Origin of the sequence: Chitinimonas sp., from assembly GCF_036568685.1 — a bacterium.
Lineage (GTDB): Bacteria > Pseudomonadota > Gammaproteobacteria > Burkholderiales > Chitinimonadaceae > Chitinimonas.
Window position 1 is genome coordinate 16315 of the sequence record NZ_DATCSC010000067.1, and the last position, 23361, is coordinate 39675.

General features: G+C 63.2%; 25 protein-coding genes. 4 read left to right on the forward strand and 21 right to left on the reverse strand.

The genetic code is table 11. The features are described from left to right. The 20 genes from VIM95_RS10200 to VIM95_RS10295 form a co-directional block, all read right to left on the reverse strand. The gene (locus tag VIM95_RS10200; protein ID WP_331985259.1) at positions 1-2568 is read right to left on the reverse strand and encodes a putative baseplate assembly protein; all 2568 of its coding nucleotides are present in this window, start codon (positions 2566-2568) and stop codon (positions 1-3) included. Continuing rightward, positions 2565-2936, reverse strand: coding sequence for a GPW/gp25 family protein (locus tag VIM95_RS10205; RefSeq protein ID WP_331985261.1), 372 nt, complete (start codon positions 2934-2936; stop codon positions 2565-2567). The genes VIM95_RS10200 and VIM95_RS10205 overlap by 4 nt, the downstream gene beginning before the upstream one ends. Positions 2937-2965: 29 nt before the next feature. Further along, on the reverse strand, positions 2966-3289 hold the full coding sequence (locus VIM95_RS10210) for a hypothetical protein (protein WP_331985263.1): 324 nt from the start codon (positions 3287-3289) through the stop codon (positions 2966-2968). A 16-nt stretch (positions 3290-3305) separates the two neighbouring features. Further along, positions 3306-3845 (reverse strand): phage baseplate assembly protein V, encoded by a 540-nt coding sequence (locus VIM95_RS10215; RefSeq protein ID WP_331985265.1) that lies wholly within the window; start codon positions 3843-3845, stop codon positions 3306-3308. Beyond that, the gene (locus VIM95_RS10220; RefSeq protein WP_331985267.1) at positions 3842-4969 is read right to left on the reverse strand and encodes a hypothetical protein; all 1128 of its coding nucleotides are present in this window, start codon (positions 4967-4969) and stop codon (positions 3842-3844) included. Before VIM95_RS10220 ends, VIM95_RS10215 begins: the two co-directional genes overlap by 4 nt. Beyond that, complete coding sequence (locus tag VIM95_RS10225; RefSeq protein WP_331985269.1) at positions 4962-5288, reverse strand: LysM domain-containing protein; 327 nt, start codon at positions 5286-5288, stop codon at positions 4962-4964. Before VIM95_RS10225 ends, VIM95_RS10220 begins: the two co-directional genes overlap by 8 nt. Positions 5289-5298: 10 nt before the next feature. Beyond that, a complete protein-coding gene (locus VIM95_RS10230) occupies positions 5299-5949 on the reverse strand; it encodes a hypothetical protein (RefSeq protein ID WP_331985271.1) in 651 nt (216 codons plus the stop codon). 75 nt (positions 5950-6024) lie between these two features. Continuing rightward, positions 6025-8016: a DUF4157 domain-containing protein gene (locus VIM95_RS10235; protein ID WP_331985273.1), complete on the reverse strand. Its 1992-nt coding sequence runs from the start codon at positions 8014-8016 to the stop codon at positions 6025-6027. A gap of 58 nt (positions 8017-8074) precedes the next feature. Continuing rightward, the gene (locus VIM95_RS10240) at positions 8075-9688 is read right to left on the reverse strand and encodes a DUF4157 domain-containing protein (RefSeq protein WP_331985275.1); all 1614 of its coding nucleotides are present in this window, start codon (positions 9686-9688) and stop codon (positions 8075-8077) included. Continuing rightward, positions 9681-9959 carry a hypothetical protein gene (locus tag VIM95_RS10245; protein ID WP_331985277.1) on the reverse strand — a complete coding sequence of 93 codons (279 nt, stop codon included), beginning with the start codon at positions 9957-9959 and terminating at the stop codon, positions 9681-9683. Before VIM95_RS10245 ends, VIM95_RS10240 begins: the two co-directional genes overlap by 8 nt. Further along, positions 9956-12073 (reverse strand): ATP-binding protein, encoded by a 2118-nt coding sequence (locus VIM95_RS10250; RefSeq protein WP_331985279.1) that lies wholly within the window; start codon positions 12071-12073, stop codon positions 9956-9958. Before VIM95_RS10250 ends, VIM95_RS10245 begins: the two co-directional genes overlap by 4 nt. Then, positions 12070-13443: a DUF4255 domain-containing protein gene (locus VIM95_RS10255; protein ID WP_331985281.1), complete on the reverse strand. Its 1374-nt coding sequence runs from the start codon at positions 13441-13443 to the stop codon at positions 12070-12072. Before VIM95_RS10255 ends, VIM95_RS10250 begins: the two co-directional genes overlap by 4 nt. Beyond that, on the reverse strand, positions 13440-14432 hold the full coding sequence (locus tag VIM95_RS10260; RefSeq protein ID WP_331985283.1) for a hypothetical protein: 993 nt from the start codon (positions 14430-14432) through the stop codon (positions 13440-13442). The genes VIM95_RS10255 and VIM95_RS10260 overlap by 4 nt, the downstream gene beginning before the upstream one ends. After that, complete coding sequence (locus tag VIM95_RS10265; RefSeq protein WP_331985285.1) at positions 14433-15152, reverse strand: hypothetical protein; 720 nt, start codon at positions 15150-15152, stop codon at positions 14433-14435. Between the two features lie 23 nt (positions 15153-15175). Further along, a complete protein-coding gene (locus VIM95_RS10270) occupies positions 15176-15706 on the reverse strand; it encodes a phage tail protein (RefSeq protein WP_331985287.1) in 531 nt (176 codons plus the stop codon). A 20-nt stretch (positions 15707-15726) separates the two neighbouring features. Then, on the reverse strand, positions 15727-17523 hold the full coding sequence (locus VIM95_RS10275; protein WP_331985289.1) for a phage tail sheath family protein: 1797 nt from the start codon (positions 17521-17523) through the stop codon (positions 15727-15729). A 503-nt stretch (positions 17524-18026) separates the two neighbouring features. Further along, positions 18027-18404 carry a hypothetical protein gene (locus VIM95_RS10280; RefSeq protein WP_331985291.1) on the reverse strand — a complete coding sequence of 126 codons (378 nt, stop codon included), beginning with the start codon at positions 18402-18404 and terminating at the stop codon, positions 18027-18029. Between the two features lie 81 nt (positions 18405-18485). Further along, positions 18486-19004, reverse strand: a complete 519-nt coding sequence (locus tag VIM95_RS10285) for a hypothetical protein (protein WP_331985293.1) — start codon at positions 19002-19004, stop codon at positions 18486-18488. A 22-nt stretch (positions 19005-19026) separates the two neighbouring features. Further along, positions 19027-19353 carry an antibiotic biosynthesis monooxygenase gene (locus tag VIM95_RS10290; protein ID WP_331985295.1) on the reverse strand — a complete coding sequence of 109 codons (327 nt, stop codon included), beginning with the start codon at positions 19351-19353 and terminating at the stop codon, positions 19027-19029. 142 nt (positions 19354-19495) lie between these two features. Beyond that, positions 19496-20305, reverse strand: a complete 810-nt coding sequence (locus VIM95_RS10295) for a hypothetical protein (RefSeq protein ID WP_331985297.1) — start codon at positions 20303-20305, stop codon at positions 19496-19498. A 306-nt stretch (positions 20306-20611) separates the two neighbouring features. Between VIM95_RS10295 and VIM95_RS10300 the strand changes: the two genes are divergently transcribed. The 3 genes from VIM95_RS10300 (at position 20612) to VIM95_RS10310 (ending at position 21814) form a co-directional block, all read left to right on the forward strand. Then, positions 20612-20965, forward strand: coding sequence for a hypothetical protein (locus VIM95_RS10300; RefSeq protein ID WP_331985299.1), 354 nt, complete (start codon positions 20612-20614; stop codon positions 20963-20965). A 67-nt stretch (positions 20966-21032) separates the two neighbouring features. Beyond that, positions 21033-21536 (forward strand): demethoxyubiquinone hydroxylase family protein, encoded by a 504-nt coding sequence (locus VIM95_RS10305; protein ID WP_331985301.1) that lies wholly within the window; start codon positions 21033-21035, stop codon positions 21534-21536. A gap of 83 nt (positions 21537-21619) precedes the next feature. After that, positions 21620-21814: a hypothetical protein gene (locus VIM95_RS10310; RefSeq protein ID WP_331985303.1), complete on the forward strand. Its 195-nt coding sequence runs from the start codon at positions 21620-21622 to the stop codon at positions 21812-21814. Positions 21815-21951: 137 nt separating this feature from the next. On the opposite strand, the gene VIM95_RS10315 is transcribed toward VIM95_RS10310, so the two are convergent. Continuing rightward, complete coding sequence (locus VIM95_RS10315) at positions 21952-22587, reverse strand: DUF7010 family protein (protein WP_331985305.1); 636 nt, start codon at positions 22585-22587, stop codon at positions 21952-21954. Between the two features lie 211 nt (positions 22588-22798). Here VIM95_RS10315 and VIM95_RS10320 point away from each other — a divergent pair, with 211 nt between their 5' ends. Further along, positions 22799-23188, forward strand: coding sequence for a GFA family protein (locus tag VIM95_RS10320; protein WP_331985307.1), 390 nt, complete (start codon positions 22799-22801; stop codon positions 23186-23188). The last annotated feature ends 173 nt before the right edge of the window (positions 23189-23361 follow it).

Here is a 23361-nt window from a genome sequence, read left to right on the forward strand (position 1 = left end):
TCAGCGCCCTCCATCCACGATGATCTCGATCACCCCGTGTTCCGGGTAGTTCGGGTCGTTGTCGAGCCGCGCGATCTCCCCGCTGCGCAGTGCCAGAAAACCTTGCTCCAACTCATGATTGGGAGCCTCAAACTGCCGCTGCAGGACCAGCACGCTGGCGTCTTGCACCCCCGCAACCGCCATCGCGGCAGCCACGATCCCGCTGACGGTGACCGGCTCGCCAAAACTCAGCCGGTCCGGGTGGAAGTAACCCAGCTTGCCCCCCGCCAGCAGCCGGTTGCTGAACGCCGCCAACAAGGCCGCCCTGACCTCCCCCCTGGGCGTGTGGGGCATGGCGCAGGCATGGAGCTTGAGCCGCAGCGGCACATAGTCCGCCTGGTTCACTGCCAGGTCGTGACCAATACGCCGGTAGGCTTCGAGCCGGGTCGTCATCGCATGCTGCTGGTCAGCCGTCAGGGTCTCGCTGCCCTCCGGGTCCAGCGCGACATCGGCCTCGTACCAGCTGCCAGTCCACCGGAATGCTGCCGCAGCCCGCTGTATGCCCCCCGCCTGCATGGCAAGGGCCTGATAGTCGGCAGGGGTGATCGCCCGCTCCAGCTGCTTGCGAAAGCGATGTGGTGCATACAGCTTGGCCTCGGCCAGCGGTTCAGGCTCGGTACCGCCGCGGGCTGGCAGCGGGTTGCGGATAGACTGCAGACCCGCAGTCGCAGCGGGACCATCACGCAGCAGGTGACAGATCGCCCCCGCCCCCACATTGCCAGCCTTGCCGCCGCCCACCCGGTAGCGGGCGGCGTAGCGGCTGCCAGCCTGCGGCGCACAACCCAGCTCGCCATCGCCAAAGCGCAGGTGGGCCACCCGGTCGTCGTCTATTTCCACCACGAATTGCCGGTCCTCCGGTCCACAGGCCAGCAGGTCATGGACAGGCTGCCAAGACAGCGTAGCCTGGCCTGGCGTGCTGCTCAGCAACCAAAGCTGCGGCAGGGCAAGGCGTACGTCCTGATCCCCTCGCCTCGCAGCAGGTTGCCACTCACCTGCAGCCGGGTCATCCACCGCCAATGGCTGGCTGAACACCAGCCCGGTGCGGGCCAAGGCAGGGCGAAAGTCGCCGGCTTCGGTGCTGGTCTCACCCGGCGTCGCGATGCAATCGCAAACGGCCGAGGTGTGCTCGGTCGGTACCACGCCCAAGTCCTCCCAGCCCTCTGGCGGCTGCGTGTGTCCATGATCTACGAGCACCACGTTGCCGCATGCGACCGAGACATCCTCCAGATACCGACATAGCGGCGGTGGCCCCATGGCCGACAAGCAGAGCGTGAACGGCAGGGCATCCACCTTGCCCCATTCCACTTCAAGCAGCCGGGTCGGCCTGCCCTGCTGATCACGCACCAGTTCATCCTGGCCTGGTGTCACGCGGGTCAATCTGACCACGTGTCGCCGGGCGGGGTCGGCATCGGCGATCTCGCCCGTACGCGGGCCTATCACCTCCTCCAGCACCAGCACATCACCCGCTTGCAATTGCAGGCCAGATTGTCCTGTCACGGCTTCCTCGCCGCGATGGTTGGCAACCTCCCCCGCACCACCTTTGGTCTCGGGATAGGCATCGATCAGCGTTGCCGAGGTGCTCCCCCGTTCCAGGCAGCACAGCTGCCCGCCCCAGGTATGAAAGCGGATCCGGCTGTGCGCTGCCCGTACGGCCAACGGTGTCATGCTTTCAAAGACTTCATAGTCCGACTTGGGCAATGCAGCGAGCAGACCCGTATTGACCACCACCTTGTCCGCCGCACGCTCATCCTGCAAGCGGGTCACGAAGGCCGAGCCCTTCTCCAGCGTAAAATCGCCCGTGCTGCACAAGCACACCCAGGCACGGGCATTGCAACCCTCGTGCAGCCGGTAATCCACCAGGCGGGTATGCCGTCTGACCGAAATGCGCAATCGGGCGGTATCCAGGTAGGCTTCCGTCGCTACTGCGTCCTGGTAGTAGCTGAGGTAGTCCCCGACATAGGCCATCAGCTCCACCAGCGTGATTCCTACGTCTGTGGCGTGGCGCTCTTGCCAGTTCGGCATCAAGACGGCCAGCCGGTCCAGGATCAAGCTTCGGAAGCTCTGATAATCCTTGGCCAGGTAGTTGATCTCAGGCTCCGCCGGCGGCGCCTCAACACAATCGCAAGCCGGCACACAATCCAGATCGGAGGGACAGTTGACCTTGAAGCTGAAGGCCAGGCGGTCGTAACGTGGATCGATCTGTTCCAGTCCTACCAGGCGCAAGGTATAGAGGGAGAAGTCGCCATAGCGGTCCAGATGAACGATCAGACTATCGTCCCGGTCTGGGTCGGCCGCCACAACCGGCTCGATGGCCGTGATGCGTATGCCGTTTATACGCTGACCGCCCGCTATCTGTAGCCAGGGAATATCTCCGCGCTTCGGAACACGCAAGGCGGCTGGAAGGCTGCCGAGAAAGTACACCTGCAAAGACAACTGGTCGTCGGCTACCTCGAGATAATCGAGCCCATTCAGCCCCGGTTTTTGGCGGACGGCCTCGCGGCGTCCATCCCGTTCGCAAGCGTAGCTCATACCCCCTCCCCTTGGCCCTGCCGCTCGAAGTACGCGTCGTGCACCTGGCTATCGCCGCGTAAGGCGTATTTGATCGCCACACTCAAGGTGGCTTCATCGGCAACCACATCCACCGCCAGCACCTCGATCACATCCCCCAACCAACGCAGCAAGGCTGCCTGTACGGTGAACTGCAAGGTCGCTGCCGACTCTCGGCTGTTGGGTGCGAACACGTGTGTCGGCAATCCGCAGCCGAAGTCCGGCCGGTTCACACGCTCACCGGCGCGGGTGAACAGCAATTGCTCGATCATGTCGCGGATATGGTCCAGGTCATCCGTGCTCGCGGTAACACCACGACCATTGAAATGCAGGGGAAAGTCGATATTCATGCAAGCAGCTCCTCGGATACCGTTGCCAGCTAGATGGCCGTGACCCGCGTCTGTGTCACGGTCGCCATCATCGGCGTACCGGTCGGCGTGCAGATGGAAGTACCCGCGTTCACCACCAGCGGCTGCCCGCCAGACAGCACCCGGGTCGTACCGCTCAGCCATTGACCAGTCACACAGGGACCGTTGCCATTGGGTGGCGGCGGGAAGGCACAGCCCGCGATCAGGTAAGGCGCAGTCAGCAGCACCGTGGGCTGGCCACTGACCATGACCCGGGGGTTGGGTGTGCTCGGCTGTGCCTGGCCACCATGGCTGCACATCACCGTCGCCCCTACCTGCACCAATAAACCAGGCATGACTTGCTCCCCCCGCTCAGATCACCGTCAAGGCACCATTGTTGATGGTCACGGTAGGGCCGATCAGCGTGATCGTGGCGCCCTTGCCATTCGAGATGTAGATGCCCGAATCGTTGACCACGATCATCGCCCCGGTAGCGCTCTTGAGCATGACCCCACCGGTTGCCGGCGTAGGCGGCATATCGCTCAGCACCACCGCATGCTGCAGCAGTGTCTGCAGCACGATATTCGGGTCGGCCGGGTTGCCAAGTAGCGCAAGCGGCGGCACATCGGCCGGCGAACCGAAACGGCAACCGGTCCAGATCGGAAAACTGGGATCGCCCTGCTCGAACTCCACCCATACTCCCGCCCCGATCGGCGGCACCAGATAGGCACCCATGGGTGGCCCGGTCGGCCCGGCCAGCGGGGCACAAGCCTCACACCAGCTTGATGGCACGGCCCCCAGCACATCAGGCACCATGCAGACCAGCCGGGCACGCCGCTCGGGGTCGACATTGATCAGCACAACGCCGCGATACTTGCCAAGAAAGCGCTTGGTGACCGGTGCCTCACTCATACCGGCACCTTGGGCGTAAGCGAGACAAGACCGTCACGACTGAGCTGAAAGTTCTGCTTGTACTCGCCGCGCTTGATGTTGTGGGTCACGCTGTTGACGTAGTAGAGCCCGTCATAGGCATACCCGGCGCCCCTCACGCCCACCAACATGCGGGACCGCAGTACCCGGCCATAGCGGACCACGTCGAGCGAGCCGGTAGCGCTCACCGCATCCGAGGCATTGAACAGGATGCCCAGGATCTCCTGCGCCGCTTTGGCAGGGTTGTTCCTGGCCGCGCCATCCTGCTGTTCAAAACGCCAGGGCACCGGCAACTTGGCCCCCAGTGGCGGCCGCAACACCGCGATATTCGGCACCGGGATCGGAATCACCACCCGGTTGGTGACCGGGTCCAGTATCTTGTAGAGCACAATCTTCTTTTGCAGGCCGTCCAGGCTGAAGCTGAGCGATTCCACATTGGTCTCGGCATCCATATTCACGCTCAGCGCCGGCTGTGGGACCGGAATACGGATATCCGGCCCGAAGTAGGCAATGCTCTGCCCCGGCGCCGGCCCGGGCTCGACATAGAAGACGTAGCCCGCCTGCCCGGCCAGAAAGCGGATATAGCTACGGTCAGTACCGCGCTGAGCGGGTGTCGTGTGGGTGGGGATCACCACGTCCGGCGGAATGGGAGGAATGGCAATCGGTACCACGCCAAAGACTGCATATTTGGCCAGGATCACGTAGACCCGGGCCACCTCGGGCATGGCCGGGAAAGGAAGGCCGGTCAAGTCCGCCAGATCCATCAGCGCACTCAGATCCTCGCCGGTTATGGTCAACGTCGACTGCCCCGGGTCATTGCTCGGACCCAGCTCCTGCCGGGTGACCACGCCATCCATCAGCACCTCGGGCTTGCCGCTGACGGTCGCCACGATGATGACCCGGGTCGAAATCGGATCGAAGAAACCCGCCGGCAACAAGGTGGTCAGCAAAGGCGACTTCTTGCTCACCGCAAAGCTCAACTGAAAGCCGCTGGTATCGCGCGAGCTCGTCACCTGCACACTGAGCAAGGCGTCGACGACCGCTTGCGGGGCCGGTACAGGTACCGCAGGGCCGATAAGCAGGGTCAGGTGGATACCTTTAAGCATTCGGTAGCCCCGGTATGCCCTCGGGCAGGGTAATGCGCAGCACCCTGCCCACGGTGGCGGTCAGCACATCGGGCTGCAGCGCACGGTTGGCATCGGCCATGCGCCAGAAGGCCTCCGGATCACCCAGGTAGCTGGCGGCCAGGTTGTCCAGCCGGTCGCCTTCCACCACCTTGTGGTGCTGCATATCGGCAAAGCGCTCTGGCGGTGGCACAAATCGCCGCCGCAGATAGACGATGCAACGACCATCCGCCGTAGTCAGACTGGCAGTTTCCAGACCGTAGTAACGGCTGGTTGGCGGAAAGCTGTACTGTGTCCCCATGACCGGGCTCCTAGATGCCGGATATGCCAAGGGCACCAAAGGTGCCTGCCTGATAGGCCGCCGCCATCTGCTCCTTGGCCCGCAGATAGCTCATGAACAGCGCACCGCTCTTCTCGTTGAAGCCCACGTCATCCACGGTCAAGACCCGCATGCCCAGGCTCAGCTTGGCCCGTATCGGGTTGAGCGAGGTATCGAAGGCCTCTTCGGTCACGCTGAACTCGGTAAACCGTACCGGTGCGATCCGTTTCGACCCGAACACGAACACCGTCAGCAGCGCTTCAGCCGCCACGATCTCCAGGCTGCCCGATGCAGCCGCGGCGTGATTGGCCTGCAATGTGGCGCTGCTCGGGTAGACCAGTACCTCAAGTGCCGCCAGCACAGGATGCAGCCCCGCCGTGGTCACCTGCCGGTTGGCGACCTCCATCTGGTCGGTGGCATCGATTTCCGCCTCAAGCTTGAACGATTCGGTCGGCGGCCCCTTGAGCCGCAAGGCCTCGATCCGGTCCCCGCTCTCCGCCCCCACGCCCCTGATCTGCAAAGTACGGGTCAACGTATCGGGGTTGTACTGCAGCGGAATCACCCGCTGCGTCACGCCGCTTAGCGGATCGATAAGGACGATGCCGCCTTTGAGGAGGCGGGGAGAACCGGGGAAGCTGCTCATCGCTATATGCCTTATCTCGTGTATCGGAAGATCAGAGATGGCGGTCGGAGCCTCAAATCACTCAAACCACCTCGGTCATGCAAATACCAATGGCCAAAGCAAACGGGCCAATTGCGAGAAGAACGCCGCAATGGCCGCACCAATTTCGGCAAGTGCTGCCCCCGCAGCAATTGCCGCTGCAACCTCCCACAGCGCAATGGCAGCTATCACTATGCCAACTGCAATGGCCAAGTACTTCAAGGCCTCCAGCAATGCTTCGCCGGCAGCAGCCAGCACCCGGGCGAGAACGGCACCTAGCACGGCAACCACGGCTACAGGGATGGCTTGCGCGACCATTTGGTTCATGCGCCGCCTCAGCTCACGCAGCACCTCATCCGCCGTAACCTGTGCCGCCGCTACACAAAGTGCATTCAGCGCATCCTGTAGTGCACGTCTGACCTGCTGTTTAACGGTCCTGCGGATTTCCGCAATAACCTGGTCCTTCATGGTCTCGATCGCAATCCGGACTACCCTGTCGGCCTGACCGTGTATCAGTGCATCAAGTTGATCGAGCATGGGACCGGCTCCATCGAGTACGTTGATCAACGATGCTGCCGGCCCCAGCATGTTCTGCAAAAGACGGTTGAAAGCCGGGTCCGCGCGCAGACGCTCAAGCGCAGCCCGGGTCGATGTAGCTTGAATCGCCCGATCAATGGCCGGTACGACGCGTCCGTCAATGACCTGATCAACAATCAGTTCAGCTCTTGAAACCAACGAATCAACAAAGCTGTCTGGGCTTCGCGTCGTTGCACCACAGACAAAGATATTCGCATCCTGACTACCAATGGCTTTAAAGGAAATCACGCCATCCCGGCACCAGGAAACACTGGTGGGCGTATTATTTGCGCCGAGCCGAATCGGGGACGGAATATTGAGCCTGGTCGTAGGCATCGCACGAACTGAGGTGATTACGGGTGTAACACCGCGCCGTCGACCCCAACGTTCCTGAACGAAAGGCAGATTCTCGCCGGCCTTTTGCACATAGTTTTCTAACTGTCGCTCAGCCTCGGTAATCAGTTGCCAATCACCACGTTTGACTTCCGCAACCTCCAGCTGTTGGCCACGAAGCAAGGCCAAATCAGCCGAGCCATCGCCCGCTCGACCGTAAGGTTCGAATATTTGGGGGTCAACTTGGCGGGGCCTCCTGCGATCGGTTGTGCGGTAGGGGTCGAAGCTTGCAGCGGGAATCGGTAATTCGCGCTCGACCGGACCAGACGCCGCGAGCCGCGTGGCCAAATCCCGCTGGACCGTAGACTCTGGAATCACCTCCTCTTCTCTGGCATCGAGGATGGATCTGCACATCGGAAATGCAAGCAACATGCTATGTGTACGCAATTTCACGTCAACGGATTGGCCGCTTACCGCTCGGCCAGCACCCACATCCGCCTCATGCTCAAGCGCATCTATCGGTTGTTGCGCTCCATCTCCATAAGCTTGTGGACCCCGCCCCCCACCCGATTGCTGCACCACATGGGTCAGCTCATGCGCTAGCAGCCAGCGGCCACTTCTTGTATGGGGTGCGTATGCGCCATGACGGAAGAAGATGTCATCTCCAATCGTGAAGGCCAACGCATCCTCTTCTTGGGCCCGCCGATCAGCATCACCATCGGCGTGTATCCTGACACCAGAAAAATCATGCCCAAAGCTGCTTTCCATATCACCACGGACAGCGATATCGAGTGTTTCTCCCGCATTGCCTGAAGCGGATTGAAGCTCGGCACCTCGCGCGCCAGGTTGAGTGAGCGGCTCACTTGCACGTCTCTGCAGCTGTGCATCAATCGCGCTGATGTGCCCCGGAGCCAGCCCCCCTGCGATCTGATCAGCGGAGCGATCTGCCTCTGCCTCCAGCATATCGACCGCGCCGCCATCGGCCGCTTTCCGCTGCAATTTCTTCTTGCCGCACTCTTCGCACTCCCCTCCAGCCGTGGTGTGGTTCCCACAGGCGCACTTGCGCTGCAGCAGCCCGCCCCCTGTCGGTTTGGCGGGTGCCTTCGCTGTTACTGCGGTCTGTGTGGCAGCATTGCTCACGATGAAATCTTCAACCTTGGTTAAACAATCTACGGTCTAAGCCTTGGCTCGGCACCACTCAGGGAAACGCCGCAGCAAAGTCGGCCGCCGGCATGACGATGGCGCCCGACTGCCATTGCCACTTTTCCAGCGGCGTGGCCTGGATCACGTTCGGGTCAGTCGCCGGGAGATCCCAATGGACCTCGTAGACCTGGCCATTGATCAGCAGCGTCATATGCTGACCACCCCGTGCGGAGATCACGCCCAAGGGGACCTTCTTGAGTTGGTCCAAGGCAGAGAAGGTCGGCGCGGTCTTGGGGTTCTTGGGGCGGAAGTCGACGACAGACTTGGTCTTCTCGACCAGGACATCATCCTTGGAGTAGCGTCCTTCCTTGCGGACACGCTTGTAGGCAGCCGGGTGCTCGGAGGTTCCGTCCTCCGGGTTGCGTGGGCTCGGCGCCCAGAACACGCCCTTCCAACCCGCCTGAGACTCCAGCGCCGCCTGCAGTGCCGTGCCGCGCAGGCCACCACTGCCGCTGCTCTTGGCTGCGGTCGTCGCCACCTTTTTCCAGGTCGCTGCATCGCCCTTGGCACTGAAGGCATATTTGAGGATGTCATACACATACTGGGTGCAATCGGACTGCGCAACGCCGGCGACCGGCGCGCTGCACTGATTGCCCTGCAAGGTACCGGTGCCCGTCTTGGCGATGGATTCCTGGTGCTCGAGCATCATGTCTCTGGCCTTGGCCGCGGCCACCTCGCCCACGCTGAAACTGCCCGGCGCTGCACCGATTGCGGCCAGCGCAGGCCTTGCCTTCACCGCCACGATGTCGTTCTTGTTCACAAAGAAGCGCTGGTCCGCATAGGCGAGCGGGGTACCATCCTTATGGGCCACACAGCGGACGGTACAGCGTCCGTGGCCCAGGCTGCCGAGCAGGGTGGTGCCAAGTGTGTACGGCGCCGTCAACGCCTGCTTGGCCGTAGGCTGGGTGCTGAAGCCATCGACCATGCTGTCGGTTGCGTCGTAGAGCTCCCAGGTGAGGTGGTTGGCGCCGGCGGCGCTGATCGTGGCAGTGACCGTCTGCGCAGCCGCCTTGCCGCCATTGGCCAGATTGATGTCGGCAATCGGTGTCACTGCAACCTGGGAGCGGTCATAGACCGCAACACTGCCCTTCCAGCTTGGGGCAGCAGGGGTACGCTGCAGCACCCCGGTCGTCATGCTGGCCTGGACCGGCAAGGTGGTGGCCGCGTGCTCGTTGGCTTGCGCTTCCGCCTCATGGATTGCGCTCTGCGCCAGGCGGATGGGCCCGCTGCGCGTACCTGCGCCCTGCTGCCCTACGTGCGTCAGCTCATGTGCCAGCAAGCGCTGGCCTTCACGGTTGCCAGGCTGGAACTGCCCCTGGTTGAACACCACGTCCTGGCCCACCGTATAGGCACGTGCCGCCACCGCCTCGGCCGATTGCGCCGCCTTGCCGTCGGTATGGATGCGTACGCCACTGAAGTCCCGCCCCAGCTGCAGCTCATAAGGGTGGCGTACCGCCTCAGGCAGCGGGGTGCCGGCACCACCCAGCACCGCTTCCACCACGGGTGGTGCCCATTGTGGCAATGACGTCTGTGCCGGAGGGCGAGTGAGCGCCGCGCTATCTCGCCGCGTACGCTCCTTGAAGCCGGCAGTCTCGAACACCTCACTCATGCCTGTCTCCGCTCGACAGCACGTCGATCCGCCCCATCACCGCCGCCGCGATCTGAGGCCCGAGCTGCTCAGGCCGCAGACTGCCGATCTGCAGCGGTCCGGTACTGCCCGACAGTGGCCCGGACCGCTCGGCGGTAACGGAGCGGCCTTGTTGTCCGCTCAACAGCGCAACCAGTTCCTGTTCGATCGCCGCCTGCAGGCGCCGGCCCTGCCGTGGGTCGATGTCCAGCCCGTCTATGATCAGCCGCTCGATGTGGAGGACGACGTTCATGGTGCGTGCCCGCCGTTGAGGGCCATCCGGAACTCGGACTCATTGACCTGTTTGTCGAGCTTGCGCAGCTCGGTACGGGTAGCGGACAGCAGCATGGCCATGCTCACCGAGCCTACTTGCTGCCCCACGCCCGCAGCACTGAAGGCCGCATTGAGCGCAATGCTCTGGATATTGCCGCCCGACAGGTTGAAGCGCGCCAAGCGCTCGAAGTCCAGCACCTCCTTCGGCACTGCGGGCGCCAATGCCTTTTGCCACATCAGCTTGCGCTCTGCCGGCCCTGGGAAGGGGAAGTTGATGATAAAGCGCAGGCGCCGCATAAAGGCGGTATCCAGCGCGCTCTTCATATTGGTGGCAAGGATGGCGATGCCGGAAAAGGCCTCCATGCGCTGCAGCAGGTAGTTGACCTCGATATTGGCGTAGCGGTCATGGCTGTCCTTGACCTCGCTACGCTTGCCAAACAGGGCGTCCGCCTCGTCGAAGAACAGGATGGCGCCGCCCTGCTCGGCGGCATCGAACAATCTGCGCAGATTCTTCTCCGTCTCACCGATGTATTTGCTGACGATGGCCGACAGATCAATACGATAGAGCGAGAGCTGCAGCTCGCGGGCCAGGACCTCCGCCGCCATGGTCTTGCCGGTACCACTCTCGCCGGCAAACAGCGCACTGATACCCAGGCCACGTGCCGTCTTTTGGGCATAGCCCCACTCCTCATAGACACGGTAACGTCCACGTACCTGGGCCACGAGCTGGCGCAGCAGGCCGGCCGCTTCGGTCGGCAGTACCAGGTCATCCCAGCCGGCCTTGGGGTCCAGCCTTTGCGCCAACAGATCAAGCCGCGGCTGACTCAGCTCGCAACAGCCCTGCCAGACCGCACGCTCCAATGCACTGCCGGCCAGCATGTCCTCGACAGGCGCTAGTACGGTCTCGATATCACGCAGATTGAGCGAGAACTGCCCGGCCAGCATGGTGGCAGTCGTAGCCCAGTCACTGGTCGGGTCCATCCGACTCAAGGCATCCAGCCAAGCTTGTCTTTGCTCGGTGGTTCTGGGCCGCTCGACCGTCACACCATGACTATTGGCCAGCCCCCAGGCGGGCCGTTCATGCAGACCCAGAAATACCAGGCCCAAGTCCCGCTTAAGCAACCACTGCAGCGCGGAAACCTGCTCCTGGCTGGCGGTATCCAGCTCCTCGGCGTCGATATATAGCGCCACCGGCAGCAATAGCGTCTCGCGCTGCCAGAGGCGGGCAAAGGTCTCAAGCTCCGCATGCGAAGCAGGCAGGTCCGAGAGCGCCATAGGGTACAGTTGGCGCTGCACTGCCCCTGCAACATGGGCGGCCAGGCAAGCCTTGCTGCCGCGGTCTGCCCCCAAGAGCAGCATGATCGGTACCGTCACCGCCGCTGCACCCTGCCTCAGCCGCTCGGTCATCTGTTCCAGCACGGCCAACTGCGAAGCTGCCAGGCGCCCACAGTCGGCATACGGCATGCTCACCAGCAGGCTCAGGCGCTCATCGAGTACGTTGAGCCCCTTGATGCAATTGACGATGCGTTCATCGGCACGCAAACCCGCCACCGTCAGCGCCGTTATACCCGGCTGGTTGATCTCCAGAAGACGCAGGTAACGCAATGGTCGATGCGGCGACAGTGCCTCCCAGGCGGGTTCGCCCAGTATCTGCATGGCCAATGCAAAGGTCGGATAAGCGCGGCCGACATGGCCCGGCAGCGCGGCGAACAAGGCACCCAGGCCTGGATCAAGCTCGGCTGCTACACATAACAGCAAGGTATCGCGTTCAAAATCTGAGAGACCGAAGCGCTCGGCCAGTTGTAGCAAGGCCGGCGGTGGATCACAGCGACCGGCCGCGAGCCTCTCCTCCGCCGCTTGCGCCAGGCGGTCGGCACTGCTGGGGGGCGGCAGCGCCTTTTGAAGCGGCGGTGTCTCACCCTTATCTCCCCGCCTGAACCAATCGAGCAAGCCCGGCGCTTTGACGGGGCCGGCGGAATCCGGCGCAGCGGCAGCAGCCTCGGGAGGTACCAGTGCCAGCAGGCTTAGCCGCAGCCACTGCAAGGAGGCCGCCAGATAGCGGTTGTTGGCGTCATGCCAGTCGACATCGCTCATGGCAACCTCAACTTGAGATGGTCATCAAACTGGATGCGCCCTGTCGCTGCATCGACCTTGACCGGTAAGCTGTCTATCCCCTCCACCCGCAAGCGCAGCAGATAGGTGCCGGTGCCAGCATCCGGCACCTTGAATGACACCACGCTAGGCAGACTGGTATCGGCCGGCGTGTCGATGTCCAGCACGGGCACGGTCAGGCTGCCGAACAGGACCTCGGTCAGAGCCAGCTGACGCGCCTGCAAACGCGGTGCACAGCTGAGCCTTACCACATCTCCTACCGCGCAGACTGCCGATTGATCCGGCGCAGCCGGTGGCACTGGCGACTGCAAGGCAACCAGCGGTGCCAGCGCCAGCGGGACGCTGTTGGAACGCAAGGCCAGCTGCGGCTTTGCCGCATCCAACCGCAATGAGAGGCTCCAGACCCCCACACTCCAGGCCTGCATGACGTCGCCCCCCTGATCGAAGGTGGGCAGTTGCACGAGCAAGCTGCCGGCCACCGGGCCCGCGCTGACCGGTAGCTCATTGCGCTGCCCCGCCATGGTGTGATCCAGCACGGCGACCATGCCGGGTGCCGGTGTCAGGTTGCTACCCAGCACCACCAGACCGTCACCCAGCCGCACCGCCGGGAAGGTATCAGACACTGCCGAACGTACGCCGGACAAGGCAGGCGCCAGTGCGGCAGTAGTGACTGGTCCTCGGTCATCCTCGCCCCGTCTCAGCACCGGCAACGGCGCCTGCGCGGGGGAGGTCGCCTGGATCAGCACCACCGATACCGTATAGGCCATGCTGGGCCGGTACCGTGCCTGCATGGCCGTCCAGAGCTTGGACAGTTCGTCGGCGGAGAGGTAGACCGGCGTGATCTTGATCAACTCGACCTGGTCCGCCAGATCGACGGCCGACAGGCTGCCAAACACCCCGGCAATGCTGCCGGCGGTGCCGGCGCCGTCCAGATCTGGATCAACGAACAAGGGGCTGCTGCCCAAGCTGGTACGCAGTTGCTCGCGGGTGAGAATGGGGTTCTCATGCAGGAGCTGCATGGCATAGCCCAGCAGAATCTCGGCATTCAAGTCCCGGCTGCCATAGGCGCTCAGGAGGTAGTGCAGATCCAGTGCCAGAGGTGGGTTGCTTGAGCGCCCACCCTGCGGATCGCGGCTCGGCAACCCGACATTGCGCCAACCGGGGTTGGGTGTGACCTGGTACAGGAACAGGTTGAGCTGATTGGGTTCCTCGCTGCCCACGGTGATCCGGTCGGGCGGCGAGGCGGACACTGCAAAGCTGCCCACCACCGACAGGTCGTGATTGACCAGCCCGTCGCTGAGCAGGTCCTTCAGTGTCACCGTCACCGCGGCGATGGCCAGTGGCCCGCTCATCGGCCGCCTCCATTACGCGCCTTCAGGTAGGCCTCCAGGCTCAGCCTGGGGCCAGTGGGCTGGGCCGGCGGCGTACCCTTGTTGGCTGCCGTGCTGGCCCGGATCTCGATCCGGCCTATGCTCACATGGATGGTGGGGGCAGGCTGCGGCGATGGCGCAGCAGACTGGCGCTGGTCCTTGAACGCCGCTTGTGGTCTGGGCAAGGGCGGGAACATGGGCTGCACCGAGGGCCGGTTCGCCCCCCGCCGGCTGGCCTCGCCCGCCATGACCTCAACGTTGGTGGAGCTTGATCGCAGTGCAGCGGGCGGCAACGCGGGCGTGGCGGTGGGGGCTGCCCAAACCCTCCCTTCCCCACTCGCTCTCAGGGGAATGAGCAAGTCCTCCGAACCCAGCGCCTGCACCTGGCTGATCTCCAGCGGTCGGGGCTGCATCGATTGCGACGGCCGCACCAGTGCCCCTGCCGGCTCAGGCCGGGTTAGCGGAGGAGGTTCTGCGGGACCATCCTCGGCTTGTCCGGACGTCACCCTTGCCTCCAGGATGGCCACAGAAGCCACCGTGCTTGCCGGAGCAGGGCCTGGCGTAGCAGAAGGCCCCGCCCCACGTTCCCCTTGTGGTGCGGAGGACAGTGGGACGGCATGCCTTGGCGACATCACCGCAGCATCGGCGTTTGCGCCAGCCACCGTCTCACTCGGTGCAAGCGGCGCATCGCGCAAAGTCGCTGGTTGGACCGGCATGGCACCGCTATCAGCCTGTGGCGGCGCCATCGCCACGCCCCAGGGCGGCGATGGCCAAGCAAAGGCTGGCTCGGCCATGATCAGGTCTGCATCCAAGAATGGGCTCGCGCTTGTGGCCAGCAAGGTGCGTGACGCATCACCCTGCAGCCCAGCCACGTGCGTGACCAGTGGCTCAAAGCGGCTGGGACGGCGGCGCTCCAATACGGTGCCTTGTACCGTGGCGCGATCCAGCAAGCTGGCGAAGAAGTCGCTCATCTAGGCCCCGATCATGGCCAGATAGCGCTGCCGCCGCTGGGGGGAGAGGGCAAGAATATCCCGCTCGCTCCAACCATAGGCCAGAGCCAGCGCATGGATGTCCAGCAACAAGCGCTCGCCCCAATCTTCGATCTCGCCCCAGAGGTAGGAGAGAATGTCGAACAGGGTCGACCACTGGTGTGCACAGCTATGACACACCAGGGCCAGCTCGACCGACGCTTGCGGGTCTAGCACGGCCAGATGGTCAGACAGCTGCGCCAGTAGCGCATCGGGTAGTTGCGCTGCCGCCACTGCTTCGCCCTGCTTGCTGGCCGACATCACGCAGCGCACCATCAGCCGCCGGCACCGCTGAGACTCGGGCTGTTCCAGCGCGTCGAGCAGATCGCCACTATTAGGCAACCGGAAGCTCAGACTGTAGCCGTCCGCCTCCATAGCCAGCGGAAGCGCCGGCAGGGGAGCCGACGCACGGATCTGCGTGGTCTCGAAGCTCAATTCCAGCGCCTGCGCACAATTTGGGCAAGTCGCCACACATTGCAGCTGCTGGCCGAACAGCCGCTCCCGCAAGCGCAGCAGGTACTCGTCACGTTCGCCTATGCTGACCTCGGCCCAGCCGGCATAGGCGCGCTCCGGCCAAGCCGCGGCCAGCAGACAGAGCGCCCGTTGCACGGGTGGCTGCCCACAGCCCTGGTCCCAGAGGGTAAAGAGGGTCGCGGTGTCCATACCGGGCTTTCAGCGCCACTTCATCAAGCCGGGTTGGTGTAGCTGGGTTCCTGCGGCTCGGCCACCTCGACATCCCGCTCCCAGCCCTCGTTCTCGATCTTGATATGCTGGATCGCAACCGCGTTGGCATTGGCATCGAGGTCGGGCAAGGCCTGAAACTCACTCACCCAACAGCGGTAGAGCTTGTAGGCCAGCGCGACCTGCCCAGCCTCGTTGTAGACCTTGATGATCAGATTCTTGCGAAAGTCCTTGAGCGAGACCTCCATCCCCAGGCCCGCACCAAAATTCCAGACCTTGTTGGCCCATTGCTCGAATTCCCGGTCGTGTGTCACGCCGCGCTCCAGCGTGACCGCCTCATACTCGCTGCGCCCAGGCGACTTGCGGCTGCTGCTAGGGTCGCCGCCGTCGCGGTGCTTGACCACCTCGGTGGTCCGCTTGAGGCCGCCGACCTTGCTTATTCCGGCCACCGGGGTGGTGCTCCCTTCAAAGAACACCTGGAATTTGAAGTTCTTGTAGGGATCGAAGCGCTGGGTGTTGACGGTAAACTGTGCCATGACAAATATCCCTTCAAGACCTAGACCGCGAGCTGGCCAGCGATCTGCTGCAGCCGGATAACCACGAATTCCGCTGGTTTCAGCGGCGCAAAGCCGACCACGACGTTGACGATGCCCAGATCGATATCATTCTGGGTGGTCGACTCCCCATCGCATTTCACAAAGTAGGCCTCCTTGGGCGACGCCCCCTGGAAGGCCCCCTGGCGGAACAGGTTGTGCATGAAGGCCCCCACACTCAGCCGCAGCTGCGACCACAGGGGCTCGTCATTGGGCTCGAACACTGCCCACTGGGTACCGCGGTACAGGCTCTCCTCGATATACAAGGCGGTACGCCGCACCGGGATGTACTTCCACTCCGACGCCAGGCGGTCGTCACCCTGCAGAGTACGTGCCCCCCAGATCACCCGCCCCGCCGCCGGGAAGGCCCGCAGGCAATTGATGCCCAGCGGATTGAGCTCACCATTCTCGGCATCGTTCAGCGGCACACTCAATTGCGGTACACCCACCAAGGTGGCCTCCAGCCCGGCCGGCGCCTTCCAGACACCGCGGTTGGTGTCGGTCCGCGCAAACAGGCCGGCAACCGCACCGCAGGGCGCAAAGTCACCCACCTGCCCGTCGCGCATGGGGTCCGATTGCCTCAGCCTGGGGAAGAACAACGCAGCGTTCTTGCTCTTGGTCCCGACCCCATCCACCCCACTCTTGGCAGCGTCCTTGTTGACCCAAGTGCTGGGCGGGTCCACCAGCAGCATGGCGCGTCTGCCCTCGCAAAACGTGGCGGCAGTTCCCACCAAGTCTGTGTCCACGCTCCCGTCATCCTTGTAGGGTGGCAGGCAGAGGATATTGAAGAGATCGGCCTTCTTGAGGGCATAGAGGCCTTCCTTCTTGTCCTCCTTGCCGTTACCGGTGAAATCGTCCTGAATCAGGGCCGCACCGTCCACCGCCTTAGCGGCATCGGCGACCTTGTCATTCATCCCAGACGCGTCACTCCAGGTATCGCTGGCCGAGGTCGGCGTTGCATGGGCATCGGGTCGACTGGAAGGCAGGGCGCCCGCCACGACGACGAGCTGCGATTCGTTCGCCAGTACCTTGTCTACCCGTCGAACATGGCCGGAGGCTACCGATACATTGCGGAACAGCTCCACCTTGCCTGTCATGCCATCGCGGATGGCGAGGTTGAACAGCGTAGCATCCGCCCCGGCAACGTCATGATCAATGCGTGCACGCAGCTGGTTTCCCCAGCTCCCTTCATAGCGCGCCTCCAGCGGCAGTCCTTTCACCGACAGGGTGGCCTTGGTCGCCGGCGCTGCCACATCGGCCGCGGCATTGGCCGCAGCGCCCACCGTTGCAACCGTGGCACCGGCCTTACTACCTGCCAACGCGGCTGCGTCGGCCACAGCCTTGGCCGCGTCTTTCTCACCTGCGGTGGTATAGCTGGCAGCCTTGGCCGCTGCAGCGCTAACGGCCGCCGCCACATCCGCCCCGGTGGCGGCGGCGGCTGTCGCCGTCGCCGCTGCCTGCGCGGCCGACCTGGCGTCGGCATCGGCATAGCGAGGGTGGTACAAGCGGACGATCACCGCCTGACTCCCCCCATTCTGATAGAAGTCCCGCACCGCATAGCCAAGCGAACTGGGCGCCCACAGCCCACCGAAAATACGCTCGAAGTCCCCATAGCTATTGATGGTGATGGCCTCGTCGACCGGGCCACGCAGCGCACGCCCGACAAAGGCGGTGATCGATGTCGCCACCCCGGTTATCGTCCGCACACCGCTGCTGATTTCTTCGATGTACACACCTGGATAGGTCAGGGTACTCGGCATGACAGCTCCTTTCGTAGGCACCAAGGCACAACACGGGCATCAAGGCGTGGGGGCTCTCAGCACGCGCCTCACCACCACAAGGGCCAGGCATGCTTCACCGCGTTATCCAGGCTGAAAAGCCAGCCGCAGACAACAGCTCGCCCTCCGCCCCCAAGACAGACCTTGGAGCAGCAGCGACATGCCGAACTTGTTGCAGCGTGATAGGCCGACGGCTGGACCACCGCATCATCCATTTGGGGGATAGCCGCCTGGACGCCTTATTCCACGGTCAGAATGCCGACGAACGGCTTTGCATGAAGAGATAGGCGCGTTTTACCGGGGAGTGAACGTGAGCGGTCATCCCGTTTGGATTCTTGTCGGCAGTTGCACACTCAAACACTCGCCCGGCGAGCGCCATGGGAGCCTTGTGGAGCCCGGGGTCAGGGCGATGACTGATATGGCAATGCCGGGCAGGTGAGGTGCCCCAGCGCCGATAGCTTGCGATCAAACACCGAGGGCTGTGCTCAGTTGCCCAGTGCCTCACGTTGCGCCAGCAAGGCAGTCGCCGACAGCGCGCGCCAGCTCACCCAGAGCAGCACCAGGCTCACCAACAGGTGGGTGCCGGTAGGCAGGCTGGTGACCACCATGCAGGCGATATTCCACAGCACCGCCAGCGCAGCCAGAACCGCCAGCACCAATGCTGCCTTACGGCTGTGGTGCTGCTTGAGCGCATAGCCCAAACCGGCAAACAGCAACGCTGGCAGCAGCTGCCAGTAGCCCAGCACAATCGCGGCCAGCAGCTGTAGGGCGGCAAGCACATAGAGGCCGCTACCGGCGCGTTCCAGCTCGGTCAGTGCCTCGTTACGGGTCTCTATGCGGGCAAACCAGCTCTTGTCGTTCATGGTGTTCGGGGTGGGTCAGATCGGGGCGGCAGTCTAAACCAGACGATGGTTGCGGCGCTGCGAACTATTGCCGCCGGGGAGCTAAAGCAGGGACTTAGGAAATTCGTCACCACTATCGGTCTGGCGGGGCGCCTCGCACAGCTCGGTCAGCATGCGCCGGGCTTTGAGCGCCTCGGGCCAGAAGCCAGCGGAGACCAGGCCCAGCCCAAAGGCGATAAAGCCCAGCGGGATTAACCTTTCCCAGCCATGAAATGGCGCCGAAAACAGCATAAACGTCGGCAGGCTGAGCCAGAAAAGCATGAAGATGATCACCACGAGGTGCGGCGACATGCCAACCACAACCCGGCTGCCACTCCCATCGGCACTGATCTGCCCGCTGATCTGCGGCAAAAACGAATTGCGGTAGCGTATATGCCGCCGCAGCGCGAAGGCATCCGCCGTCACCTCACCAATAAACAGGTAGCCCGGCGGCACCTCCGGCCAGGCGCGCAACAAACTGAACTTGGGTTGGCAGGAAACCGCCTGCAGGCGCTGCACCAATTCTGGCGGCGTAACGGGCGCATGCAGTTCAAAGCGGTAGAAGGCCATACCCAGTAGCATACACCGGCCTTGGCCGGTCCCATCAAAGCGCCTGGTAGACGCCAAAATCCGGCCGTATGCCGTGTTCCTGCATAAAGGCCGCCGGGTTAAAGCCCTGCTCGGCATAGTGGCGTTGGGTAAAGGCCTTGGCGGCAGCCATGGCGGCCTCGCTCTCCCATTCGACTATGGTCACCATCTGGGTGGCATCCAGCCCGGCCGGCTGGGTGAGCACCAGGTTCTGCCGCACGCCGGGCTGGCCGGACAGGAGTTGCTGAATGGTGCGCAGCCGCTCGGTAAAGACTGCCACGGCGGCAAGCGGCACGGTGAACTTGTCTACACGGTAGAGGGTGGTGCTGGTGGCATGGCTCATGGTGTTCGCTCCTGGGTAGCAGATGGCCGGGGCATCTGCCCCAGCGCTTGTACCGCAGCCTAGAAGCTCAAGCCTGCTTGAGCGCAAGACCTTTCTTGCGGGCACCGTGCCGCCCTGTTGCAAACCTGCCCATCAGGACGCACTACTCTACTACCACCACCGGCTCAGCCGGTTCGGCTGGCTCAGCCGGCTTGCGGCCGTGCTTCCACAAAAAGACCAAGGCCCCGACCGGTATGCAGAAGGAGATCAGCCATGGCCCGGACCAGCCCAGGCGCATAAAGGCGGCGCTGAAGAGATTGAAATAGAGCGGGTTCACGCCGATGGCACCGGTGGTCCAGTTGAGCGTGACGGCGCACACACCCACCAGGATAAACAGCACCCACAACCACTTGCGACGCAGGCCACGGGTACGGATGCACAGCACCAGCGCCGCCAGGGTGATGAGCATGGCGCCTAGGGTCATCAGCAAAAAGAAGTAGTGCACCGGCCCTTTGCCGGCCAGCTTGAAGGCATGCAGCTGCGCCATGGGCATGGGCAGGGGTTCGAGCCTGAAGCCCACAATACGGAAGCTGCCGGGCTCGCCCGATAGCTGGGCCGACGCCACCAGCCACCGGTTGCCAGGGTAGTGGTACTCGGCCGCCACCGTCGCCATTCGGCCGTGGGTGTTGCTCAGCATCACCTGCCAGGTGACTGGCGATACATCCAACGGCGCCCCCTTGGGCAGGCTGGCCGCCATGCGCTCCAGGCCGGAACGCAGGGTCTGGGCATCGAGCTGGGCATCGCCCTGCCGTTCCAGCGTGGCATAGTCGTGCGCAGCCAACCAGTCCACCATATTGCGCAGAAAGCGCGCCTCGGGCGTCTGATTGAAATTCGCCTCGGATAAAGGCACGCTACAGGCCGCCAGCAAGAGCGGTAGCAGGCAGAGGGTTCGGCGCAGCAAGGCAAGCAGCATGGTGATCCTGATGGAATGTCGCCACCCGGCGACAGGCAGCCACCTTTATAGCCGCACTCCCCGCGCGAGACAAAAAAAGAGGCCCACGTCGCCGAAGCGGGTGGGCCAGAGGAGGAGGAAGGCTTCAATATACAAGAATTAAATAAGTTTGTACTGATCCTCTTGTAAGTATTTGTTACAAATCAAAAACCGCCGGCCGGCACCATGCCTAGACAACTTTTGCTTTAAAGTTAATGGTTTAGCTTCACGCAACCCTAAGTTGCACGAAGGTCCTGTTCATATTTTGTATCACTTTCCTTCTGCCGCATGCGCCTCAAACCCACCCTGATCTTCCTGACCGCCACCCAGTTTGCTGCCGCCCTCCTGACAACAGGTATCGCTTGGTACCGGCACCAGATAGCAGCCATCCCGCTCGCTAATACCGGTTTCTTCGTCGCCATCGGCCTCTGCGTGCTGGGCCTCTTGATGGCCAGGGGAGCGCGCCTAGGTGACAACCCGGCCGCCACCGACATGGCCCACTCCACCAGCAGCACCCCCGGCGCCGTCCGCGCTGCAGACTATGCCGACATGCTGGCCGGGGTAAACCAGGGTGCCCTCTTGATCGTGGGTGGGCTGTTGTGGCTGGGCTTGGTGGCGTTGGCTTACCAGTGGCTGGCGTGACCTGCTGACCATGTCTAACCAAGCGCCAGCCCACCTCATCAGTGCTCGGTTACATCGGGGAGAAGGCTTGGGTGACCGCCTGCTCAAGGTCAACCATGCCGGCGAAAATGGTGCTGTCGCCATCTATAGCGCGCAAATATGGCTGGCCCGTTGGACAGCGCCCTCATTGGTTCAAGACCTGCATCAATTCCGTGCCGATGAACAAGGGCACCGAGCGCTCTTTGGTCACGCCCTACAGCAGCGCAATCTACGCCGCTGCCGCAGCTACTGGCTGTGCTGGCTTGGTGGGTGGGTGTTGGGCTGCATAACAGGGTTGGCCGGTGCACGGGCCATACACGCCACCACCGTGGCGGTGGAAAAGGTTGTACTGCAGCACCTGGAGCAGCAGCTGGCAGCCCTGGCCGGCGAAGATGAAAACGCCGCATCTATCATTGCGCAAATCGTGACCGAGGAGCAGCTACACCACGATCACTCTGCAACCCACAGCCGTGATTCAGGATGGGACCGAATAATCCACCCCATCGTCAGCCGCGCTACCAAGTCCGTTATCTGGCTGGGCATGCATCTCTGATGCGCTCAGTAGCCTCGCGCAGGAACGCCCCAGATATTGACCTGTCTTATACTGGCCGTCATACAGCAAGACTGGACACCCCCATGCGCCTTATCGCCCTCACCCTGACCACCCTCGCATCCCTCGTGGCCCTGGCAGCCCCCGCGCCCTGGTATATCTGGCAGAGCCCGTCGGACCGCACCACCGTTTGCGCCCAGACTTCGCCGGGTGATGGTTGGACCCAGGCCCGCGGGCCGTTCAAGGACTCGCTCTGCCGCCAGCTTGGCCAGCCGGGTTAAGCGCCGCCAATAGAGCCCTTCTGGCGCTGCGGGCAACCTTCACGTTCGCCGCCCGCCACGCCATAAACCAACGACCGGTCCACCTTGCGAGGTAGACCGGCCGTTTTGTCTATGGGCTACTAATCAGGTGGACCCGCTTACCGGCCGCCGTGTGCCCCTTCGTTACGGTAAGCCCAACAAGCCCAGGCGGCGCTCAGCCACAAGATCACACCGGCCGCCATGGGGCCGTAGGGGTTGGTCGGTCCTTGGGTGCCCAGCCAGGGGTAGATCAGGGCAGTAGCGATCATGGCCCAGCCGGTCACCACGTGCGCGGTCGATTTGAAGACCTTGGCCAGCGGCAGAAAGTGCGCACCGACGATCAGCATGATGACCGGGGCGATCCACTGCGGCATATGAGCGAAGTTCAGCCCGATCACCGTGGCAAAACAGGCCTGCCCCTGCCAGCGGTTGACGCGGTAGAAGGCCTTGTCGCGTTCCTGTTGCTCGGCGGCCAGCTCGGGTGCCGTATCGCCCGGCAGATTGCCGGCACGGTGCATGCGCACCTGCCGCAGAGCGACCAGGGCCAGCACCAGGCCCACGGCCACCACGGCGGCCACTTGCCAAGCGCTATGGCTGGCAAACCAGACCCCCATGTCCAGCCAGACAGCGCCAAAGAACGAGAAGACCAGCGCCCCCACCCCGCGCCGGCGGCGCAGATCGCGCAGACGGGCGGCCTGCAGGGCTTCTTGCGAGTCAACATTGCTGAAAGTATTGAAAGCGAAGGCGGTGGTCATGGCGGTGTGTGTTGTGGGTTGATGTGCCGCCATTGTGCAAACCCGCCGCCCGCCGCTGTAGTCACAAGCCTCACCACTTGAGGGTGACAAACGTCATGTGGCGGAGATGACGCCCATGCGACACCACACCGACAGCCCTTGTACCAGCGACCGCGTCTGGCACTACACTGGGCAAGCTTCAGACTACATATCGGTAGCGAGGGGACCACTCATGATTGAAGGTAGCTGCCACTGCGGCGCTGTTCACTGGCGCTTCGACGCCGAACCGGACGGCGCCACCGCCTGCAACTGCACCGTCTGCCGCCGCTACGGCGTGCTCTGGGCCTACGACTACGAAGGCCACGGCATCCACATCTCCGGCCCCACCCAGGCCTATGTGCGCGGCAAGGCCATTGAATTCCACTTCTGCCCAACCTGCGGCTGCGTGGCCTACTGGCGCGCCCGGAAGGCCGACGACGACGGCCGACGCCGTATCGCCGTCAACCTGCGCCTGGCCGAGCCAGCTGCGGTGGCGCATATCCCCATCGACCATTTCGACGGTTTCGATACTTTCGACGACCTGCCGCGCGATGGGCGCTGCGTAAAAGACTACTGGTTCTGAGAGCCGCTAATAAAACCCTTCTGGCGTTGTTGCGCGAGCTTGCCGTACTAGTTGTACTGTCTGCGCTCGCACGCCTAGCCAGAATCGCTTCGCTGGGTTTTTTAGCGACTCTCGAGCAAGGCCAGTCCGGCAGGCTGTTGCATCCACCCCGCAAGCCGCAACTGCCGCTATGC

What these genes read in the sequence shown, in the direction of transcription:
- VIM95_RS10200 (WP_331985259.1), bottom strand. Translation starts at nt 2,568, where the DNA reads ATGAGCTACGCTTGCGAACGGGATGGACGCCGCGAGGCCGTCCGCCAA.
- VIM95_RS10205 (WP_331985261.1), bottom strand. Translation starts at nt 2,936, where the DNA reads ATGAATATCGACTTTCCCCTGCATTTCAATGGTCGTGGTGTTACCGCG.
- VIM95_RS10210 (WP_331985263.1), bottom strand. Translation starts at nt 3,289, where the DNA reads ATGCCTGGTTTATTGGTGCAGGTAGGGGCGACGGTGATGTGCAGCCAT.
- VIM95_RS10215 (WP_331985265.1), bottom strand. Translation starts at nt 3,845, where the DNA reads ATGAGTGAGGCACCGGTCACCAAGCGCTTTCTTGGCAAGTATCGCGGC.
- VIM95_RS10220 (WP_331985267.1), bottom strand. Translation starts at nt 4,969, where the DNA reads ATGCTTAAAGGTATCCACCTGACCCTGCTTATCGGCCCTGCGGTACCT.
- VIM95_RS10225 (WP_331985269.1), bottom strand. Translation starts at nt 5,288, where the DNA reads ATGGGGACACAGTACAGCTTTCCGCCAACCAGCCGTTACTACGGTCTG.
- VIM95_RS10230 (WP_331985271.1), bottom strand. Translation starts at nt 5,949, where the DNA reads ATGAGCAGCTTCCCCGGTTCTCCCCGCCTCCTCAAAGGCGGCATCGTC.
- VIM95_RS10240 (WP_331985275.1), bottom strand. Translation starts at nt 9,688, where the DNA reads ATGAGTGAGGTGTTCGAGACTGCCGGCTTCAAGGAGCGTACGCGGCGA.
- VIM95_RS10245 (WP_331985277.1), bottom strand. Translation starts at nt 9,959, where the DNA reads ATGAACGTCGTCCTCCACATCGAGCGGCTGATCATAGACGGGCTGGAC.
- VIM95_RS10250 (WP_331985279.1), bottom strand. Translation starts at nt 12,073, where the DNA reads ATGAGCGATGTCGACTGGCATGACGCCAACAACCGCTATCTGGCGGCC.
- VIM95_RS10255 (WP_331985281.1), bottom strand. Translation starts at nt 13,443, where the DNA reads ATGAGCGGGCCACTGGCCATCGCCGCGGTGACGGTGACACTGAAGGAC.
- VIM95_RS10260 (WP_331985283.1), bottom strand. Translation starts at nt 14,432, where the DNA reads ATGAGCGACTTCTTCGCCAGCTTGCTGGATCGCGCCACGGTACAAGGC.
- VIM95_RS10265 (WP_331985285.1), bottom strand. Translation starts at nt 15,152, where the DNA reads ATGGACACCGCGACCCTCTTTACCCTCTGGGACCAGGGCTGTGGGCAG.
- VIM95_RS10270 (WP_331985287.1), bottom strand. Translation starts at nt 15,706, where the DNA reads ATGGCACAGTTTACCGTCAACACCCAGCGCTTCGATCCCTACAAGAAC.
- VIM95_RS10275 (WP_331985289.1), bottom strand. Translation starts at nt 17,523, where the DNA reads ATGCCGAGTACCCTGACCTATCCAGGTGTGTACATCGAAGAAATCAGC.
- VIM95_RS10280 (WP_331985291.1), bottom strand. Translation starts at nt 18,404, where the DNA reads ATGAACGACAAGAGCTGGTTTGCCCGCATAGAGACCCGTAACGAGGCA.
- VIM95_RS10285 (WP_331985293.1), bottom strand. Translation starts at nt 19,004, where the DNA reads ATGCTACTGGGTATGGCCTTCTACCGCTTTGAACTGCATGCGCCCGTT.
- VIM95_RS10290 (WP_331985295.1), bottom strand. Translation starts at nt 19,353, where the DNA reads ATGAGCCATGCCACCAGCACCACCCTCTACCGTGTAGACAAGTTCACC.
- VIM95_RS10295 (WP_331985297.1), bottom strand. Translation starts at nt 20,305, where the DNA reads ATGCTGCTTGCCTTGCTGCGCCGAACCCTCTGCCTGCTACCGCTCTTG.
- VIM95_RS10300 (WP_331985299.1), top strand. Translation starts at nt 20,612, where the DNA reads ATGCGCCTCAAACCCACCCTGATCTTCCTGACCGCCACCCAGTTTGCT.
- VIM95_RS10310 (WP_331985303.1), top strand. Translation starts at nt 21,620, where the DNA reads ATGCGCCTTATCGCCCTCACCCTGACCACCCTCGCATCCCTCGTGGCC.
- VIM95_RS10315 (WP_331985305.1), bottom strand. Translation starts at nt 22,587, where the DNA reads ATGACCACCGCCTTCGCTTTCAATACTTTCAGCAATGTTGACTCGCAA.
- VIM95_RS10320 (WP_331985307.1), top strand. Translation starts at nt 22,799, where the DNA reads ATGATTGAAGGTAGCTGCCACTGCGGCGCTGTTCACTGGCGCTTCGAC.